20 protein-coding genes and 1 tRNA gene are annotated in these 18,600 nt (G+C 63.5%); 6 read left to right on the top strand and 15 right to left on the bottom strand.

From position 1 onward, the window contains the following. Nucleotides 1-24: 24 nt before the first annotated feature. The 7 genes from HU720_RS16020 to HU720_RS15990 form a co-directional block, all read right to left on the bottom strand. Nucleotides 25-393, bottom strand: a complete 369-nt coding sequence (locus tag HU720_RS16020; RefSeq protein WP_238337708.1) for a hypothetical protein — start codon at nucleotides 391-393, stop codon at nucleotides 25-27. A 302-nt stretch (nucleotides 394-695) separates the two neighbouring features. After that, nucleotides 696-875: a hypothetical protein gene (locus HU720_RS16015; protein ID WP_186520913.1), complete on the bottom strand. Its 180-nt coding sequence runs from the start codon at nucleotides 873-875 to the stop codon at nucleotides 696-698. Nucleotides 876-1,097: 222 nt separating this feature from the next. Continuing rightward, nucleotides 1,098-1,171, bottom strand: a tRNA-Gly gene (locus HU720_RS16010). Nucleotides 1,172-1,287: 116 nt separating this feature from the next. After that, nucleotides 1,288-2,172, bottom strand: a complete 885-nt coding sequence (locus HU720_RS16005; protein ID WP_186520912.1) for an alpha/beta hydrolase — start codon at nucleotides 2,170-2,172, stop codon at nucleotides 1,288-1,290. A 452-nt stretch (nucleotides 2,173-2,624) separates the two neighbouring features. After that, nucleotides 2,625-3,317 carry a pseudouridine synthase gene (locus HU720_RS16000; RefSeq protein WP_186520911.1) on the bottom strand — a complete coding sequence of 231 codons (693 nt, stop codon included), beginning with the start codon at nucleotides 3,315-3,317 and terminating at the stop codon, nucleotides 2,625-2,627. A gap of 31 nt (nucleotides 3,318-3,348) precedes the next feature. Next, nucleotides 3,349-3,570: a cysteine-rich CWC family protein gene (locus HU720_RS15995; RefSeq protein ID WP_186520910.1), complete on the bottom strand. Its 222-nt coding sequence runs from the start codon at nucleotides 3,568-3,570 to the stop codon at nucleotides 3,349-3,351. Further along, nucleotides 3,563-5,053: a diguanylate cyclase gene (locus tag HU720_RS15990; protein ID WP_186520909.1), complete on the bottom strand. Its 1,491-nt coding sequence runs from the start codon at nucleotides 5,051-5,053 to the stop codon at nucleotides 3,563-3,565. Before HU720_RS15990 ends, HU720_RS15995 begins: the two co-directional genes overlap by 8 nt. Before the next feature lie 211 nt (nucleotides 5,054-5,264). Between HU720_RS15990 and HU720_RS15985 the strand changes: the two genes are divergently transcribed. Continuing rightward, a complete protein-coding gene (locus HU720_RS15985; RefSeq protein WP_186520908.1) occupies nucleotides 5,265-5,744 on the top strand; it encodes a hypothetical protein in 480 nt (159 codons plus the stop codon). A gap of 27 nt (nucleotides 5,745-5,771) precedes the next feature. Here HU720_RS15985 and HU720_RS15980 read toward each other — a convergent pair whose 3' ends face one another. After that, the gene (locus HU720_RS15980) at nucleotides 5,772-6,878 is read right to left on the bottom strand and encodes an enoyl-CoA hydratase/isomerase family protein (protein ID WP_186520907.1); all 1,107 of its coding nucleotides are present in this window, start codon (nucleotides 6,876-6,878) and stop codon (nucleotides 5,772-5,774) included. Nucleotides 6,879-7,006: 128 nt separating this feature from the next. On the opposite strand from HU720_RS15980, the gene ung reads away from it, so the two are divergent. Next, a complete protein-coding gene (gene ung, locus HU720_RS15975) occupies nucleotides 7,007-7,705 on the top strand; it encodes a uracil-DNA glycosylase (RefSeq protein ID WP_186520906.1) in 699 nt (232 codons plus the stop codon). A 390-nt stretch (nucleotides 7,706-8,095) separates the two neighbouring features. On the opposite strand, the gene HU720_RS15970 is transcribed toward ung, so the two are convergent. The 5 genes from HU720_RS15970 to HU720_RS15950 all read right to left on the bottom strand — a co-directional run bounded on the left by HU720_RS15970 (nucleotide 8,096) and on the right by HU720_RS15950 (nucleotide 13,498). After that, on the bottom strand, nucleotides 8,096-9,130 hold the full coding sequence (locus HU720_RS15970) for an AbrB family transcriptional regulator (RefSeq protein WP_186520905.1): 1,035 nt from the start codon (nucleotides 9,128-9,130) through the stop codon (nucleotides 8,096-8,098). Continuing rightward, on the bottom strand, nucleotides 9,123-10,637 hold the full coding sequence (locus HU720_RS15965) for a tripartite tricarboxylate transporter permease (RefSeq protein WP_186520904.1): 1,515 nt from the start codon (nucleotides 10,635-10,637) through the stop codon (nucleotides 9,123-9,125). The genes HU720_RS15970 and HU720_RS15965 overlap by 8 nt, the downstream gene beginning before the upstream one ends. Nucleotides 10,638-10,640: 3 nt before the next feature. Further along, nucleotides 10,641-11,099, bottom strand: a complete 459-nt coding sequence (locus HU720_RS15960; RefSeq protein ID WP_186520903.1) for a tripartite tricarboxylate transporter TctB family protein — start codon at nucleotides 11,097-11,099, stop codon at nucleotides 10,641-10,643. 96 nt (nucleotides 11,100-11,195) lie between these two features. Next, a complete protein-coding gene (locus HU720_RS15955; RefSeq protein WP_186520902.1) occupies nucleotides 11,196-12,176 on the bottom strand; it encodes a tripartite tricarboxylate transporter substrate binding protein in 981 nt (326 codons plus the stop codon). Nucleotides 12,177-12,208: 32 nt separating this feature from the next. Next, nucleotides 12,209-13,498: an OprD family porin gene (locus tag HU720_RS15950; protein WP_186520901.1), complete on the bottom strand. Its 1,290-nt coding sequence runs from the start codon at nucleotides 13,496-13,498 to the stop codon at nucleotides 12,209-12,211. Nucleotides 13,499-13,698: 200 nt separating this feature from the next. Between HU720_RS15950 and HU720_RS15945 the strand changes: the two genes are divergently transcribed. Together HU720_RS15945 and HU720_RS15940 are read left to right on the top strand one after the other, a co-directional pair. Then, complete coding sequence (locus HU720_RS15945; protein ID WP_186520900.1) at nucleotides 13,699-14,370, top strand: response regulator; 672 nt, start codon at nucleotides 13,699-13,701, stop codon at nucleotides 14,368-14,370. After that, on the top strand, nucleotides 14,363-15,742 hold the full coding sequence (locus HU720_RS15940) for a sensor histidine kinase (RefSeq protein ID WP_186520899.1): 1,380 nt from the start codon (nucleotides 14,363-14,365) through the stop codon (nucleotides 15,740-15,742). Before HU720_RS15945 ends, HU720_RS15940 begins: the two co-directional genes overlap by 8 nt. Nucleotides 15,743-15,772: 30 nt before the next feature. Here the strand turns inward: HU720_RS15940 and HU720_RS15935 are convergent, their stop codons facing one another. Beyond that, entirely contained in the window at nucleotides 15,773-16,579 is an 807-nt protein-coding gene (locus HU720_RS15935) for an HDOD domain-containing protein (RefSeq protein ID WP_186520898.1), read from the bottom strand. Nucleotides 16,580-16,634: 55 nt separating this feature from the next. Beyond that, the gene (locus tag HU720_RS15930) at nucleotides 16,635-17,576 is read right to left on the bottom strand and encodes a folate-binding protein YgfZ (RefSeq protein ID WP_186520897.1); all 942 of its coding nucleotides are present in this window, start codon (nucleotides 17,574-17,576) and stop codon (nucleotides 16,635-16,637) included. A gap of 133 nt (nucleotides 17,577-17,709) precedes the next feature. Between HU720_RS15930 and HU720_RS15925 the strand changes: the two genes are divergently transcribed. After that, nucleotides 17,710-17,964, top strand: coding sequence for a succinate dehydrogenase assembly factor 2 (locus HU720_RS15925; RefSeq protein WP_186520896.1), 255 nt, complete (start codon nucleotides 17,710-17,712; stop codon nucleotides 17,962-17,964). Continuing rightward, complete coding sequence (locus tag HU720_RS15920; protein WP_186520895.1) at nucleotides 17,948-18,406, top strand: protein YgfX; 459 nt, start codon at nucleotides 17,948-17,950, stop codon at nucleotides 18,404-18,406. The genes HU720_RS15925 and HU720_RS15920 overlap by 17 nt, the downstream gene beginning before the upstream one ends. Nucleotides 18,407-18,600 lie beyond the last annotated feature (194 nt).

Genomic DNA, 18,600 nt, shown 5'->3' with positions numbered 1-18,600 from the left:
GATGGTTTCTGGCTACATGCCCGTTTAATTGGGCTGATCCACAGCGCCAGTGGCGGGCGAAGGTTGCTGCTCATCCTTGGCGCTGATGTCGACGGCGACACCCATCACTTTGGCCAGCCCTGAAACCAGGTTTTCCTTGGCCCTCTTGGTGAATTCGTCTTGGGTGGCGCTGGATGCGGCGCCGAAGAGAATCAGTAGTACGAGCACGGTAGTGAACAGGTTACCCAAGACGCCTCCAGCGCCTCCATAGACCAAGCCTTTGAAGCCCCGCCATCCCCGTTCAATGAGGGTTTCGGGTTCGTGCCTGTCGATGAAGTCCCACAGTTGCTTCTTGAAATGCTTTTCGAGTTCTTCCTGCTTTTCCTGTGCAGCTTGGGCCAGGACTTCAGCCATCACTTGGGTCGCTTTGTCCCGGTAGTCATCGAGCGCTGGTATCTCGGCGCAACTCACGTGGATGCTAAGCTCGGCATCGGTAGGCCGCCTGTTGTGCAGACGCTGGAATTCGCGGAGGTACTTTTGCTTGCTCTGCTTGTACAAGCAGTAGGCCAACTGGCCAACGATGTCAGTATCGTCAGGGACTAGCTTTTGATAGACAACGTTGTACTCCCCGTTGTGCTGAGGGGAAGGTGGGGCGGAGGTTGAAGGGGCTGCGCAGGCTGCTGGGGCCAGTTCGGGGGATTCCCCTCGGCTACCCCCTATGCCTGCACTTTACGCTTTGCGTTGGCAAAACGCTCGTTGATGGAAGCAGCATTCTCCGTGCTGAACAGGCCGCGAGCGAAGCTGCCCACAGCTTTCTTCGAGCTGTAGCGATTCAAAACTTTAGTGGTGAAGTCGCTTTTGCTGTTTGAGCGAAACGCTTTGATTAGACTGGTCATACGCCCTCCGTTTGCTGCAGAAGTATACACCAGGCATGCCACACAACCACACACGCGGTTGATGACGTAGAGCTGATAGATGCGCCAGATTTGGCTGAAATTCTGGTTGAAATGTGGCAGGTCGACCAGGGGCTTGTAACGCGCGGCCAGGCATAGCATGGCGCTTGGCAAGAAATACGCTGGGTACTAGGGAGGCGAGCCGAGCGGCTCTAGATAGGCGGTTGGAGCGGGTAGAGGGAATCGAACCCTCAACTAAAGCTTGGGAAGCTTTCGTTTTGCCACTAAACTATACCCGCGTCAGCGAACGACTTTTTACCAGAACTCCCTTCGAAATAGAAGCCCACGTTATAAAAAAGCTTGTCGGCGAGCCTGCAGCCAGCGGGTAACTGTGGGCTGAAGGTCGCCGATGCGCTCAGATGGCCACTGCATGTTGGCCCTGTGTGTGGGCGTAGCGCGCGCGCGGCTGGCGCACGCTTGGCTTGAGGAAGCCCAGCATGGCGCTGCGGGTTTGCTCGCAGGCACCCTTGTGTTCCATGTCGAGGAAGTGCCCGGTCTCACGGATCACGCTGAAGTGACTCTGCCCGACATGCCGGGCGAACTGCCGGGCATCTTCGGCGGTGGTGTATTCGTCACGGTCACCGTTGATGAACAGCACCGGGATATTGATATTGCGCGCGCCGTTCAAGGCCCGCTCAAGGTCGTGCGCCAGCACCTGGTTGATGTGGTGCAGCATCTGCGCGTACTCGTGGCTGTCCAGGCTGCTCACGTGCCGATAGTTGAAGCGCTTGAACAGCGACGGCAGGTGCTTGCCAATGGTGTCGTTGACCAGGTTGCCCACCTGATAGCGGTCGCACGCAGCCAGATACTGGCAGCCACGCTCCAGATAGTCGCGCATGGGCTCGTTGATCACCGGCGAGAACGAGCTGACGATGGCCTTTTTCACCAGGCGTGGCTGATGCGCCAGCGCCAGCAGCGTGCAGGCGCCGCCCCATGAGAACGACATCACATGGTCGGCTGCAAAATGCTCGATCAGTTCGAGCAGGATGTGCGCCTCGGTTTCTTTGTCGAGCAGGCGTTCCTGGCGATTGTGCGGTTTGGACTTGCCGGCATACGGCTGGTCGTACAGCACTACATTGAACTGCGGGTGCAGGCTGCGCACCGTCTGGGCAAAGGAGGCCGTGGTGGCCAGTGAGCCGTTGATCAGGATGATCGTCTTCTCGGCGCCTTCCGCGCGATGGAACTCCGTGTAAACCCGGTACTGGCCTTGGATATCAAGTACAGCGATTTCTGGCCTCATGTCATCGACTCCTGGCGCAAAAAGGGTATTCGCGTCACCTCGGTTTTGTACGAAAAGTCGCCGAGCGGCATGATTGTCGCGCAGGCACTTTCGAACAAAACCTAGGGTGCACGTGCTTTATGACAGGTAGGCATTCGCCTGGAATTGAAACCGGTGGGCCCTTGTGTCGATCCTTGACGCGTTGAGTCGACGGTATTGTTGTGGCGGGCAATTTGCCGTGCCCCAAGGCATCAAGGCCCTGGGTGGCCGGCAAAAGGTGTCTTGGACTGCATGCGTGACTGCTTGGTCACATGCGGACCGACAAGAGTGCAGTCAAGCAGTGGGGGGCGGCTCGCGCAAGGGGCTTCAGGGGGATTTTTTATCCCTGACCGCCGGGCGGTCGTGTAGTGCATGCGAAGGGAGGGCTACCCAATCGTTTGCGTGGCAGGCCTCGCCCATTGGGCTACAGAAAGTCAGATCGCCGCGATTTCATCGGGCCGCAAATCCCGGTATTGCCCTGGCAGCAGCCCGGCGTCGAGCTCGATAGGCCCCATGCGTTCGCGGTGCAGCGCGATGACCTTGTTCTGAAAGTGCCCGAACATGCGTTTGACCTGATGGTAGCGCCCCTCGACGATTGCCAGGCGCGCCTCGTGCGGGCCGAGGATGTCCAGCTGGGCGGGCTGTGTGGTGAGGTCCTCGAAGGCAAAATAGAACCCTTGAAGAAATTTCTCGACGTAATGCGCGCCGATTTCGTCCTCGGTGTGCACCCGGTAGATTTTCGCAAGCTTGGTGCGCGGCTGGGTAAGACGCCGCGACCACTGGCCGTCGTTGGTCAACAGCATCAGCCCGGTGGTGTTGTAGTCCAGCCGCCCGGCAATGTGCAGCTCGTCGCGCAGTTCGGCCGGCAGCAGGTCGAGCACGGTGGGGTGCACCGGGTCGCGGGTCGCGCTGACGCAGCCGGCCGGCTTGTGCAGCATCAGGTAACGCGCCGCTCGGCCCGCTTGCAGCACGTGTTCATCGACCTCCACTCGGCTGAACTCCCGTACTTCGTGCAGGGGGTCAGCGGTGACCACGCCATCGAGGCGCACACGCCGTTGCACCAGCAGCAGGCGCACTTGCTGGCGGTTGTAGGCGGGCAGGTTGGTGAGAAAACGGTCGAGGCGCATGGGCTGCAGGTCGCTGGAATCGGCGCGCAGTTTACCGAACTGCAGGCGGGGGCGCTGCCTTGAGCTGCTCGTCCACCGCAGCGCACTGCGGGCACAGGCAGGCTTTGTTGCGCAGATGTGCAGGCAGGGCCTCGATAATGGCCGGGTCGATGGTCACTGCGAAGCACCAGCAGCCGCGGGTGGCAGTACCTGGGTCGGCCAGGCCGCACTGGTTGCGCGCGCCGCAGGCGGGGCAGGCCGTTTTGTCAGTCATGCAGGGTTCCGGGTGTTTCGCTGCAGACGCGGTTGCGCCCACCTTGCTTGGCACGATACAGCGCATGGTCGGCGCGGGTCAGCAGGCTGTGCAGCGTGTCGTCGGGTTGCAGGCCGGACAGGCCGATGCTCACGGTCAGGCGTAGCGGCTTGTCGGCGTAGCTGAAAATCAGCTGTTCGGTGCGCCGGCGAATTTTTTCGGCGACCTCGATGGCCTGGCGGCCTTCGGCTTCGCGCAGCAGCACGATGAATTCTTCACCGCCCCAGCGGCACAGGATGTCGGACTGGCGCAGGCTGCTTTGCAGCACGTTGGCGAACTGGCGTAGCACCTCGTCGCCGGCCAGGTGGCCGTGGGTGTCGTTGAGCACCTTGAAATGGTCCAGGTCGATCAGCAGCGCGACCAGTGGTGCATTGTCGCGCTGGGCCTCGGTCAGTGCCTGGGCGGCCAGCAGGTCGAAACTTCGGCGGTTGGGCAGGCCGGTGAGGCTGTCCAGGGTGGCCAGCGCGGCAGTGTTGTCCTGATGGCGCTTGACCATGGCGTTGAGCAAGGACAGCACCACCAGGGTGATCATCGCGCAGATGGCCAGGTTCAGGTACAGCGACTGGCGGATGCGGTCGAGGGCATCGCTCTCGCGCTTGTCGACCAGCAGGTACCAGTCCAGCTCCGGCAACTGGCGCACATTCAGGAAGTGGCTGTGGCCGTCGCTGTCGGTGTACTCGTGGCTGCCGGCGGTCGGTGTCGGCATGCGCGCCAGCAGCTCTTGCCACTCGGCGCTGTCGGCCAGTTGCTGGCCCGCGCGCAGGCCGTGCAGGCCGCCCTCGGAGCCGGTCAGCACCACTTTGCCTTGGGCATCGGTGAACAGGATCGAGCGCTGGAAGCGCCGCTCGTAATCGTCGATCAGCTTGACCACCGAGGCGACGCTCAGGCCTACGCCGACCGCGCCGATGAAGCGCTGTTGGTAGTCGAGCACGCGGTGGTTGATGAACACCGTCAGGCTGTCATGGTTGGCCATGTCCAGGTCGACGTTGGTCTGGTAAGGCTCAGGCGAGGCGCGCAGGCGAAAGTACCAGGCATCGCGCCAGGCGTCGGGCTTGACCTGCTTGAGTACGCCCTTGGCCTGGTAATAGGTCAGGGTGCGATCAGAGACGAAAAAGCTGGTCCAGGTGCCTTGGCTGGCCATGACTTCGTTCAGGTAGCGGGTCATGCGCTCGGGGTTGTGTTCGCCGGCCAGCACCCAGTCACGCATAAAGGTGTCCTGGGCCATCATGGCCGAGATCTGTACCGGGCGGACCAGGTCCTTCTGGATTTCCGAATAGACCGTGTCGGAGGTCAGCGGCAGTTCGGTATTGATGATGCCGTCGCGAATCGCCCCGCGCGAGGCGTAGTAGCTCAGCAGCGAGGTGGCCAGAAACCCGCAGCCGAGCAATAGCAGCAGCGTCAGGAACAGCGAGCGGTGCGAAAACAGCGCGGAAGGCGAAGGCATGATCGTCCCGTGATATGTGCCGGTGGCCACATTCTAGAGAGGTGGCCAGTAAATAACTGCATGTTTTTCAAGGCCGGAGCAGCTGTTTCAAATTGTTGCCGAAATGGCACTGAATCCTGGCAGCGATGTCCTATCAGGTGTCGACGATCGCCTTGTCTCGACGCCCGTCAGCGCCGCTGATGCGGGCACTTCAGCGGTCCGGGAGGCCGCCATGTCCCCACGAATCCTTCTCATCGTCCTGCTTGCTCTGTTAGCCACCGGCTGCGCGCCCTATTACGAGAGCGACAGCTATTACGGTAGCAACTATTACAGCAGTGAACGCTATGCGACTCCGGGCTATTACCGCCAGGAGCGTTACTACGTGGCGCCGCAGCCGCGCTATTACTATCAACCGGCCCCGCGTTACTACAGCGCGCCGCCTGCGCCGCATTACCGCCCAGGCCCGCCTCCGGGCCGGCCGCCGCAGTGGCAGGGCAACCCACGGCATGACTACGGCAACCGCCAGCGCTATGACCATGGCCGCGACCGTGATCGGCAGGATTACCGTAGCCATCAGGGTGAACGGCGCGACTACCGTCAAGGCCCGCGCCCGACCCAGAACGATCGCTGGCACTCCAATGGCCAAGGCAACCGCGACCGTGATCGTCGGCCCGACGGCGGGCGGGGCGGGGACCGTAACTGGCAGCGCTGAGCCGCTGCCCGTTAACGGTTGCGAGCTTCATGCAAGGTCCGCCAGCGGATGGCGGCCCTCCCACGCCTTGGCAAAATGCGCCTGCACCACAGCCGTTGGCACTTGCGCCACATCCGGCCAGTGCCAGTGTGGCGTGTTGTCCTTGTCGAGCAGGCGCGCCCGTACCCCTTCGCTGAATTCGGGGTGACGGCAGCAGTTCAGGCTCAGGGTGTATTCCATCTGGAACACTTGCGCCAATGACAGGTGCCGCGCCCGCTCAAGCTGCGCCCACACCAGGTGCGCGGTCAGCGGGCAGCCTTCGCGCAGTTGCTTGCCAGCGGCGGCCACCACGGGGTCGGCATGCCGGGCCAGGCCGCACAAGGCGCGCCATGCCGATACCGGGTCGGCCACATCCAGCACTTCGTCGATCAAGGTGCGCCGTGCCAGCCACTGGCCTTCGGGCAGTTGTCCCCAGGCGCGGTGCTGTTCGGCCTTGAGCAGGCTGTTGAGCTGCAAGGCGGTCTGCTCTTGCCAGTTGAGCTGCAACAACTCCTCGATCAGTGCTTGTTGCTGGTGCTCACCCAGGAAACGGTCGGCCAGGCCCAGGTCCAGTGCATCGCGGGCGTTGATCGGCGCGCCGGTCAGGGCCAGAAACAACCCGAGCTTGCCCGGCAGGCTGGACAGGAACCAACTGGCGCCGACATCCGGATACAGGCCAATGCTGACCTCCGGCATTGCCAGGCGGCTGCTGGGTGTGACGATGCGCACCGCCGAGCCTTGCAGCAAGCCCATGCCGCCGCCCAGCACATGGCCATGGCCCCAGCACAGCAGCGGCTTGGGGTAGGTGTGCAACAGATGGTCAAGGCGGTATTCGCTGGCGAAGAAGCTTGCTGCCAGCGGCGGCACGCTGCCTGGCTGCTCGCGGCAGGCCTGCGCCAGCGCGCGGACATCACCGCCTGCGCAGAACGCCTTGGGGCCATTGCCGCGCAGCATCACGCACACCACGCCAGGGTCGCGCGCCCAACTGCGCAAACGCTCATCGAGCTGCTCGATCATTGGCAGCGTCAGGGCATTGAGTGTCAGGGCGGCATCGAGCGTGGCGATGCCGATACGGGCGCCATCGGCGCCGGTGAGTACCTCGCATTGGATGGACATGGACTACCTCGCGCAAGTCGTCCCACCAGTATGGCCTGCGCTTGCGAAGCTGCTGGTCGTCGGTCGGCTGGATTGACAAGCCGGTGCAGCTTTCCTAGTGTCGCGCCATTGTGCTTTTGGACTGCCCCATGACCGACGATGATCGCATCAAGCTCGAACCTAGCTGGAAAGCTGCCCTGCGCGAGGAATTCGACAAACCCTACATGCACCAACTGCGCGAGTTCCTGCGCGCCGAGCACGCTGCCGGCAAGGAGATCTACCCACCGGGGCCGATGATCTTCAATGCCTTGAACTCGACGCCGCTGGGCCAGGTAAAAGTGGTGATCCTGGGCCAGGACCCGTATCACGGCCCAGGCCAGGCCCACGGCCTGTGCTTCTCGGTGCAACCGGGCGTTGCCACGCCGCCTTCGCTGGTCAACATCTATAAAGAGCTGCAGCGCGACCTCAATCTGCCGATTGCCAGCCATGGTTATCTGCAAAGCTGGGCGGAGCAGGGCGTGTTGCTGCTCAATACCACCATGACCGTTGAACGGGCCAACGCCGCTTCCCATGCGAAGAAGGGCTGGGAGTCGTTTACCGACCGGGTCATCGAGGTGGTCAGTGAGCAGTGCCCGAACGTGGTGTTTCTGTTGTGGGGCGCCCACGCCCAGAGCAAGCAGAAACTCATCGATGCCAGCAAGCACCTGGTGCTCAAGTCGGTGCACCCTTCGCCGCTGTCGGCGTACCGCGGGTTCTTTGGTTGCGGGCATTTCAGCCGGGCCAATGGGTTCCTTGAACAGCGCGGTATGGCGCCAATCAACTGGGCGCTGCCGCCGCTGGCGCAGTGAGCCGGGGTTTCGAGCCAGCCTGCTCGGGCCCTATCGCAGGCTGTCGCCAGCTCCCACGCAGGCCGTGCTCAACCGCAAAATTGCTGGTTGGACCCAATCCTGAGGGGAATGATAGACAGTTGTGGCGAGCGGGCTTGTCCCGCGTTGGGCTGCGCAGCAGCCCTGAAAACCCCAGGGGCTGCTGCGCAGCCCAACGCGGGACAAGGGAGCTCGCCACAAGGAGATATGTCTAGTGGGAACAGGCTTGTACAAAACCATAGAATCTCCCACAAAGACCGCGCACAGCCACGATAGCGAGGCCTGACCCGGTTTCTGTGGGAGCTGGCGACAGCCTGCGATGAGGCCAGGACAGGGGGCTGAGCCAGGCGCCGTTAATGCGCCTGACGGTAGTTATTGAGTGGCGCCTCGGTTCCAGCGCCTGAACAACGGCTCTGCCAAAAACAGCACCAACAGCAAGCGCAGCACTTGCAACGCCGTCACCAGCGGCACCGACAGTTGCAAGGTTTCGGCAGTCAGGCTCATTTCGGCAATGCCGCCTGGCATCATGCCCAGCGTCAACGAGCGCAGGTCCAGTTCGGTCAGCAGGCTCAGCACCCAGGCAGCGCCTGCGGCAATCAGCATGCACAGCAAGGTAGCCAGCAGCGTACGGCCGAGAAAGGACGGTGCCCGGCGGAAGAACGCGCGGTTGAAGTGGCAGGCCAGGCCGCTGCCAATCAGCCATTGGCCAACCTGGCTGGCGCCGTCGGGCAGGCCAATTTGCAGGTTGCCGGCTAGGCTGATCGTGGCCGCTACCAGCAGTGGGCCGAACAGCCATGGGTTGGGCTGGCGCAGGCGTTGCCAGAGCAGCGCCATCAGTACCCCCAGCGGTGCCACCAGTGCCAGCCAGCCCCAACTGACGCTGCCGGCGTTGTGCAATGGCACGCCATCCCCAAGCAGCAGTTTGAACAGTGCCGGTACGCACAACACCACCGCCAGTACGCGCAGGCTCTGCGCCGCAGCTACCTGGCTGAGCACCGCGCCATTGCGCGCGCCAAGGTTGACCATTTCGCCCGAACCACCCGGCATGCTGGCAAAGAACGCGGTTGCGCGGTCTTCGCCGGTGCGCCTCAGTATCCACACGCTGATCACGCTGGATATTGTGGTGAACAGCGCGCCAAACACGATGAGCACGAAGTGCTCGGCCACCTGCTCGATCACCGCCGGGGTGAAGTGCAGGCCGATGCCGATACCAATGATCCACTGCCCGCACTTGCGCCCGTTAGGGATTTCACTGAGCTGCCACGGGGTCAGGCAACGCACCAGGATGATCGCCAGCAACGAGCCGACCATCCACGGCAAAGGCCAGCCGACCTTGCTGGCGGCAAAACCGCCAGCAAGACCGACCAGCCCGGTAGCCCAGTACAGCGGCAACCTGCGATCAGGCATCCGCCATCGCCCGGCGTTGCAGGGCACGGCGGCGCCAGATGCGCAGCAGCGGCAGGGTCAGCATGCACGCGGTCAGTACCCAGACCGACAGGCTGATCGGGCTCGACCAGAGGATGCCCAGCTCGCCGTTGGAGATCGACAGCGCACGGCGCAGGTTCTGCTCCATCAGGCCGCCAAGGATGAACCCCAGCAGGATCGGCGACAGCGGGAAGTCCAGCTTGCGCAGGATGTAGCCCATGATGCCGATGCCGACCATCAGGAACAGGTCGAAGGTGGTGGCATGCACGGCATAAACGCCGATTGCGGTGATGATTGCGATCACCGGCACCAGCGCCCAGTTCGGCACGGCAAGAATGCGGGTGAAGATGCGGATCATTGGGATGTTCAGGATCACCAGCATGATGTTGGCGATGAACAGCGAGGCGATCAGGCCCCAGACGATATCGGGCTGTTGTTCGAACAGCAGCGGGCCTGGGGTGATGTTGTACAGCGTCAGCGCGCCGATCATCACGGCAGTGGTGCCCGATCCCGGTACGCCCAAGGTCAGCATCGGCACCAGGGCGCCGCAGCAGGAGGCGCCGATGGCGGTTTCCGGTGCCGCCAGGCCACGGGCGTCACCCTTGCCGAACTTGCCGGAGGCGCCAGCGATGCGCTTTTCGGTCATGTAGGCAACGGCACTGGCCAGGGTCGCGCCGGCGCCGGGCAGTACACCCATGATGAAACCCAGCAGGCCGCATCGGATGTTGACCGTGAATACCGAAGCCGCCTCTTTCAAGTTGAACAGCATGCGCCCGGTGGCCTTGACCGCCTGGTGGCCATGGTGGGTCTTTTCCAGCAGCAGGAGGATTTCGCTGATGGAGAACAGGCCCAGCACCAACACCACGAACTGGATACCGTCGGCCAGGTGCACGCTGTCACCGGTAAAGCGGTACACGCCGCTGTTGGCGTCGATGCCGACCGCCGACAGGAACAGGCCGATCAGCGCCGCAATGAAGGTCTTGAGCGGTTTGTCGCCGGCCATGCCGCCCAGGCAGACAATCGCGAACACCATCAGCACGAAGTATTCCGCGGGGCCGAAGGCAATCGCCCATTTGGCCAGCAGCGGGGCGAACAGCACCATGCCGCAGGTGGCGATGAAGGCGCCGATGAACGAGCTCCACGCCGACAGCGACAGGGCAACACCGGCCAGGCCTTGGCGGGCCATCGGGTAGCCGTCCAGGGTGGTCATCACGGTGGAGGCTTCGCCTGGGATGTTCAGCAGGATCGAGCTGATGCGGCCGCCGTATTCGCAGCCCAGGTACACCGCAGCCAGCAGGATCAGCGCCGATTCAGGCGGCAGCCCGAGGGCGAAGGCGATGGGGATCAGCAAGGCCACGCCGTTGATCGGGCCAAGGCCCGGCAGCAGGCCGACCACGGTGCCGATCAGGGTGCCGCACAGGGCGGTGACCAGGTTGTAGGGGCTCAGGGCAACGCCGAAGCCCTGGCCCAGGTAGCTCATGGTATCCATGTGTCAGTTCTCCAGTACGCTCAGCAGGCCAAGGGGCAGGGGCACGTCCATCACGCGGTCGAACAGCCAGTAGAGGAAGATGCTCATTGCCACCACCACGATGGCGCTGTGCAGCCAACGGCCGCCGTACAGGCGTGCCATCGGCAGGCCAATGAGGATCGCGCTGACGATGAAGCCCAGCGATTCGAAGGTGGCAGCGAACAGCAGCAGCAGGCCAACGCAGGCGGCGATCTTGATCAGGGTCGGGCGGTCGAGCGCCGGCTCGTCGTCCTTGTGCACGATCGGCGTGGGACGGAACACCAGGTACAGCAAGCCCAGGCCCATCAGGCCGAGCATCAGCAACGGGTAGGCGCGCGGGCCTACCGGTTCATAGGAAAACGCGGCCTGGTAAGGCCAGGCCATCACGGCCAGGGCGATGCACACGGCCAGCAGCACGAGGGCAAAGATGCGTTGCAGGATCATTGGAGAAATCCTCATGGTCGAAGGCGGACCCTGTGGGAGCGGGCTTGCCCCGCGATTGCGATATCGCGGGGCAAGCCCGCTCCCACAGGGCGATGATCACTGAATCAGCTGGAACTCTTTGGCCAGGGTCTTGTAATCAGCAACCTGCTTCTTCACATAAGTGTCGAGTTCTTCACCGGTCATGGCGAACGGGAACAGCTCGCGCTGGTCACGCAGCTTGGCGAACTCTTCGGAGGCCAGCATCTTGTCGAACGACTCTTTCCACCAGGCGTAGTCTTCGTCGCTGACTTTTGGCCCCAGGTAGAAACCGCGTACCACGGGCCAGACGATGTCGTAGCCCTGCTCCTTGGCGGTCGGGATGTCCTTCATCTCTGGCTCATCCAGGCGTTTTTCGGAGAACACCGCCAGAATGCGCATGTTGCCGCTCTGGATGTGTGGCATGGAGTCGGAGATGTCGGTCGAACCCACCTGAATGTGCCCGCCCAGCAGGGCAGTGGCGATTTCGCCGCCGCCTTCGAGGGCCACGTAGCGCAGGTCGCGTGGGTTGATGCCGGCGGCCTTGGCGATGAGCGCGGTCTGCATCCAGTCCTGGCTGCCGACGGTGCCGCCGGAGCCGATCACCACTTTGCTCGGGTCTTTTTTCAGCGCCGCGACCAGATCGTCGAGGGTCTTGTAGGGCGAATCGCTTTTCACGGCGATGGCGCCATAGCTGGTACCCACGGCCGCCAGCCATTTCACTGCGTTCTCGTCAAAACGGCCGAACTTGCCCTGGGCCAGGTTGAGCAGCGAGCCGCTCGACCAGGCCACCAAGGTGCCGGCATCGCCCGGGCGCTGGGCGACCACGGCGTTGTAGGCCACTGCGCCGACGCCGCCGGGCATGTAGGTCACACGCATGGGCTTGCTGAGGATCTTCTCCTGCACCAGGGCGCTTTGCACCAGTTTGCAGGTCAGGTCGAAGCCGCCGCCAGGCGAGGCCGGGGCGATGCATTCAGGGCGTTTCGGTTCGGCGGCCAGCGCGTTGCCTGCTAGTAGCAGGCAGCCAGTGGCCAGAACCAGACGGCGCAGTGAAAAAGTCATAGGTCAGTCTCCGTGAGCATTGTTGTTATGGGTTACCACAGGGCCAGGCTGTAGCTCACCAGCAGCCGGACTTCGTCGGCATCGCGGGTGAAGTTGGAACGGAAGGTGGCATTGCGCAGGCGCACGGCGACGTTTTTCAGCGGGCCGGTTTGTACCACGTACTTCAGTTCCGTGTTGCGTTCCCACTCCTTGCCTTCACCGCCCGCCGCACGGCTGACGTTGTCGCCGTTGATGTAACGGGTCATGAAGGTCAGGCCGGGCACACCGAGCGCTGCGAAGTTGTAGTCGTAGCGCGCTTGCCAGGAGCGTTCGTCGGCCCCGGCGAAGTCGTTGATCTGGACGAAGTTGACCAGGTACGGGTCGGCGCCATCGACGTAGGGGAAAGCGCTGTCGCCGCTCAGTTGCTGCCAGCCGGCGCTGAGCTTGTGCCCGCCCAGGCCGTAACTGAACATGCTGCTGAAGGTGGTGTTGTCGATGCGCCCGGCCTTGGCTTGGCCGGCTTCATCGCTGACCGCCAGGCGCAGGTCGGCGCCGAAGGTGCCCGGGCCCCAGGGTTGGGTGGCGACCAGGCCGATGAAGTGCTGGCGGTAGATGTCTTCGAGTTGAGCGAAGTGGTAGCTGGTGGTGATGCGGTCGGTAAGCTTGTAGTCGAGGCCGGCCACGTTCAGGTGGTCGGAGGTGAACGTGCCGCCAAAACGGCCGTTCTTGTTGTTCAGCGCCAGCTCTTCCCAATTGGTGTCATTGCGGTCCTTGGCTCTGTCCAGGCGCCCGCCGGTGAAGGTCAGGTTCTTGATCTCCTGCGAGGTGAGCAGGCCACCTTCGAAGGTCTGCGGCAGGATGCGCCCGTCGTTGGGCTGCAAGGTGGGCAGTTCGGGGATCAGGGTGCCGATCTTCAGTTCGGTCTTGGAGATCTTCACCTTGCCGGTCAGGCCGAGCTTGGCGTATTCGTCAGCAGCCTTGCCATCATCGTGGGTGGGCAGCAGGCCAGTGCCCGTGCGGTCGGGGCTGGAATCGAGCTTGACCCCGAGCATGCCCAGCGCGTCCAGGCCAAAGCCTACGGTGCCGTCGGTGTAGCCAGACTCGAAGTTGAGCATGAACCCCTGGGCCCATTCATCGCGCTTTGACTGCTGCGCGCTGGTGCCATCGCGAAAATCGCGATTGAAGTACATGTTGCGGGTTTCGAAGGTGGCCGAGCTGTCTTCGAAGAAGGCGGCCTGGCTAAGCGGCGCGACACCGGCAAGGGCGACGGCGCAGGCAACTGCTGAAGGGCGTGCGGGGAGCGAACGGCTAGGCGCGAACGCCTGAGGCTGCAATGACAGCATCGGGATGACTCCGTTTTATTGTTCTTATTCGTTGCACCTTGCTGGTGCTTTTTTCGGCGCGTGGAGCGACCGTGGTGCGATGCTATGGCCTGAACCTTTCGCTAACCTTTCAACCAGAAAGGTTTGTTACAAGGGGCTTCACAGCCTCGATGACAGCGGTACACTCCGCGCCATTGCCCCACCCGAGCAGGGAGAATCCGATGCGTGTGTTGCTGGTCGAAGACCATTTGCAACTGGCCGAAAGCGTCGCCCAGGCCCTGAAAAGCCAGGGCTTGACCGTCGATGTGCTGCACGATGGCGTAGCGGCCGACCTGGCACTTGCCAGCGAGGACTACGCCGTGGCGGTGCTCGATGTCGGCCTGCCGCGGATGGACGGTTTTGAGGTGCTGGCGCGCCTGCGTGGGCGCGGCAAGACCCTGCCGGTGCTGATGCTGACCGCACGCAGCGACGTCAAGGACCGCGTTCACGGCCTGAACCTGGGCGCTGACGACTACCTGGCCAAGCCGTTCGAGCTGACCGAGCTTGAGGCTCGGGTCAAGGCTTTGCTACGCCGTAGTGTGCTCGGGGGGGAGCGCCAGCAGCGCTGCGGGCCGCTGATCTACGACCTTGATACCCGGCGTTTCAGCCTGCAAGGGCAGCCACTGACCCTGACCCAGCGCGAACAAAGCGTGCTCGAAGCACTGATTGCTCGCCCAGGCCGGGTGATGAGCAAGGAGCAGTTGGCCGCCCAGGTGTTCGGCCTGGACGAGGAAGCCAGCCCCGACGCCATCGAAATCTACATCCACCGGCTGCGTAAAAAACTCGATGGACACCCGATTGCCATCGTCACCTTCCGCGGCCTGGGCTACCTGCTTGAACACCGCGATGCGTGACAACGGCAGCCTGCGCGGGCGCCTGCTCGGCAACCTGGCGCTGTTGCTGGTGGTGTTGATGCTGGCCAGCGGCCTTAGCGCCTACTGGAACGGCCGCGAAGCCGCCGACACGGCCTACGACCGCACCTTGCTGGCTTCGGCGCGGACCATCGCCGCCGGCCTTTCGCAGCGTGACGGCACACTCAGCGCCGATGTGCCTTACGTGGCCTTGGATACCTTCGCCTACGACAGTGCAGGGCGTATCTACTACCAGGTGCTGGACATCAACCAGAAGCTGATTTCCGGGTACGAGCACTTGCCGCCCCCGCCGCCCGACACCCCGCGCACCGATGACTACCCGGCGCTGGCGCGGTTCTACAACGCCACGTATCTGGGCCAGGACGTGCGCGTGGTCAGCCTGCTCAAGGCGGTCAGCGAGCCGAACATGAATGGCATGGCAGAAATTCGCGTGGCCGAAACCGAGGAGGCGCGGGTGCGCATGGCGCGCAGCCTGATGGCCGATACACTGCTGCGCCTTGGCATGCTGGCGCTGGGGGCGCTGGTGCTGGTGTGGTTTGCCGTCAGCGCCGCGCTGCGCCCGCTGGAACGCCTGCGCCGCGCTGTGGAGGAACGCCAGCCCGACGACCTGCGCGCCTTGCCGCTGGTGCAGGTGCAGCGCGAGCTGGGGCCGTTGGTGCGCGGGCTCAACCATTTCACCGAACGCTTGCGCGGGCAGTTCGAACGCCAGGCGCAGTTCATCGCCGACGCCGCCCACGAATTGCGCACGCCATTGGCGGCGCTCAAGGCTCGGGTAGAGCTGGGGCTGCGCTCAAAGGAACCCGACGAATGGCGCAAGACGCTTGAGTCCGCAGCCCAGGGCACCGACCGCCTGACGCACCTGGCCAACCAGTTGCTGTCGCTGGCGCGGGTCGAGAACGGCGCGCGAGCCATTGCCGAAGGCGGGGCTCAGCGGCTGGACTTGAGCCAGCTGGCCCGCGAGCTGGGCATGGCCATGGCGCCGCTGGCCCACGCCCGTGGGGTTTCCCTGGCGCTTGAAGCCCAAGCACCGGTGTGGCTCAAGGGCGAGCCGACCCTGCTTAACGAATTGCTCAGCAACCTGGTGGATAACGCCTTGGCCCACACCCCGGTCGGCGGCAATGTGATTTTGCGGGTGCTGGCGCCGGCGGTGCTGGAGGTCGAGGACGACGGCCCCGGCATTCCCGAAGGCGAGCGCGAGCGGGTGTTCGAGCGCTTCTACCGGCGCAGCGCCCAGGGCAGCGGTTTGGGCCTGGCCATCGTTGGCGAGATCTGCCGCGCACACCTGGCGCAGATCAGCCTGCATGATGGCGAGCGCGGCGGTTTGAAGGTGAGAGTCAGCTTTATCGCTGATTAGCCCTAGGCTAGACCCTGGTCGGGCGCCGCTTCAGCGCAGCATGGTGCGGGCGTCGAGCAGTTCGTTGATATCCAGCTCGGTACCGAACGGCAGGCCCAGGTGACGATAGGCGGGCAGGGCGGCCAACGGTCGGCTGCGGCCGCGCTGGCTGATGCAGCGGGCAATCTGCACCACATCGATGTAGTCCACCTGGCTGGTTTGCCGGTCGAGGTCCTGGACCTGGCCTGGCAGCTTGACCAGTTGCTCGGGGAATTCCCAGGCGCTGAGAATCTTGTCGCCCAGCACTGGCTGAATCTGTTCGATCACATAGTGCAGGCAGACCGGGTCAGAGAGCAGCTCGTTGTGCTCCTGGGCGTAAATAAGCACCGGCAGGGCGCCGATCTGATGCACCAACCCGCCAAGGGTGGCCTGGTCGGGTTTGAGCTGGGTGTAGCGCCGGCACACTTCGTAGCTGATGCCGGCAACTTCCATGCTGTTTACCCAAATATCGCGCAGCTTGTGCTCGACTGCCGGCGCGCGGGCATGGAAGATCTGCTCGATCACCAGGCCAATGGCGAGGTTACAGCTGTAGTTGATGCCCAGCCGGGTGATGGCAGTGTGCAGGTCGGTGACTTCGGCGGCCGCACGCAGCAACGGGCTGTTCACCACCTTGATCAGGCGCGCCGACAGGGCGGCGTCACGACCGATCACCTTGCTCAGGTCCAGGACGCTGATTTCGCTGTCCTCGGCTGCCTCGCGGATGCTCAAGGCGACCTCCGGCAGGGTCGGCAGGACCAGGTCATCGTTGTCGATGGCTGCCAGCAGTTGTGCTTGAACCGTCTCGGCCAGCTTGTTCATGAACTTCTCTACCGCAAAGGTGGTACGGCCCCGCAAACGCGGCGGGGCAGGCTGGTCAGCGCTGGATTTCCCGGTCGCGGTCCAGTTCGTAAGGCAGGTCGAGCAGGGTCAGGCGCGGGCCTTCCAGGCTACCCAGGTGCAGGTTGTCATCGGCCACTGCATCGGCGCTGAGCACGGCCAGCAGTTCGACATTGCTGCCGGTATCTGCGCCGAACACCACTTCGCCGACCGAAGAGCCATGGGTCGGCGAGAAAATGCCGGTGCCTGGCTGCGGCACGTCAGCGCCATCCAGGGCCAGGCGGTATTGGCGCCGTTTGAGCTTGCCCAGGTACTGCATGCGCGCAACGATTTCCTGGCCGGTATAACAGCCTTTCTTGAAACTGACGCCATCGACGGCCTGCAGGTTGATCATCTGCGGGATGAACAGCTCGCGGGTCGGGCCCATTACCTGGCCGATACCGGCCCGGACCTGGCCCAGCAGCCAATCGTTGAGCGAACCTTGCGCAAGCGTCGCGGCCAGCACCTGCGCGGTGCTGTCTGCCTGCGCAGCTGCAACCCACAGCTCGCAACGGCCACTGCTGACGCGCACGGCGATCAACCCGTCGCCGCGGGCGGTGGCCCCGGCGTGGTCTGCCGGTGCTACGCCGAGCGCCTGCAGGGCAGCGTCACCTTGCTGTACGCCAAAGCGCACCCAGGCAGCGCTTTCGTCGCTGAGGGTGGCCTTGGAGAACACGGCGTACTTTTTCAGGTCGGCCAGTTGCGCCTCAATCAGCTCAGAGGCCATGGCCAGCAGGTAGCCATCGCCCTGCGGCAGGATGCGGAAGCTGGACTGCATGCGCCCTTTGACCATGCAGCGGGCGCCAAGGCTCGCGTGCTCGTCGCTGAGGTAGTTGATGTTGCAGGTAAGCTGGCCTTGCAGGAACTTGCCGGCATCGGAGCCGCGGACAGCGAGAACGCCCTCGTGGGTGAGCGTGCAGAAAAAAGCGGAATCGGCCATGGGTCATCGCGGTAACTGGAGACTGGCGGCCATCATAGAACGCCAGTAACAAAATAGGTAGGTGACTAGACCAACGCCCGGTGTCGCCGTGTTCACTGCGCGGTATACTGCGCGCCCATTCGAGGAGGGCCCCATGGTCGAACAAACTGAAATCAACCGGCTTTTCTGGCACAGCCGCCGCGGCATGCTGGAGCTCGACGTGCTGCTGGTACCTTTCACCCAGGAAGTTTATTCGACCCTGAGCGAAGCTGACCGCGAGCTGTACGTTCGCCTGCTGGCCTGCGAAGACCAGGACATGTTTGGCTGGTTCATGGAGCGTAGCGAATCCGAAGACCCTGAGCTGCAGCGCATGGTCCGCATCATCCTGGACCGTGTCCAGCCCAAGTAATGCCTTCGAGTGCCGCTGGCAGGGCTCACGGCTGCTGCTCGCGGCCTATTTCGCAGCCTTGCTGGCCGCCTGCGCAACCCTTCTGCTGATCGCCGTGCCGGGCTGGCTTCGTCTGCTGCTGCTTACTGGCTGCCTGGCCCACGCCTGTTGGGTCATACCCCGTCGCATCTTGCTTGGCCATGCCAGCGCGATCACCGGGCTGCGCCGTGATCCGCGGGGTTGGCAGTTGTTCAGCCGCGCGCAGGGCTGGCAACCGGTGAGGCTGTGCCGTGACAGCATGGCGCTGCCCGGGCTGGTGGTGTTGCGCTTCGTGCCCCAAGGGCGATGGTTGCCGCGTAGCCAGTGTATTGCCCGCGACGCGCTCGACCCCGAACAGCACCGCAGGCTCAGGGTCAGGCTGAAATTCAGCCGGCGCCGGTGGGCTGCAGCGGTGGGGCGATAAGCCAAGCCGTGTTCATGGGGTTGGAGTCTGCGTAACCCTGTGCCGGCCTCATCGCAGGCTGTCGCCAGCTCCCACAGTGACCGTGTCCGGTATCACTCTCGCGGCTGGGCGCGGTGACTGTGGGAGATTCTATGGTTTCGGGCAAGTCGCTTTTGATTGTGTAGGAGCGGCCTTGTGTCGCGAAGGGCTGCGAA

The organism is Pseudomonas sp. SWRI51 (genome assembly GCF_014268825.1).
In the GTDB taxonomy this organism is placed as follows: Bacteria; Pseudomonadota; Gammaproteobacteria; order Pseudomonadales; family Pseudomonadaceae; genus Aquipseudomonas; species Aquipseudomonas farsensis.
This window is presented reverse-complemented; position numbering and strand designations above follow the sequence as displayed.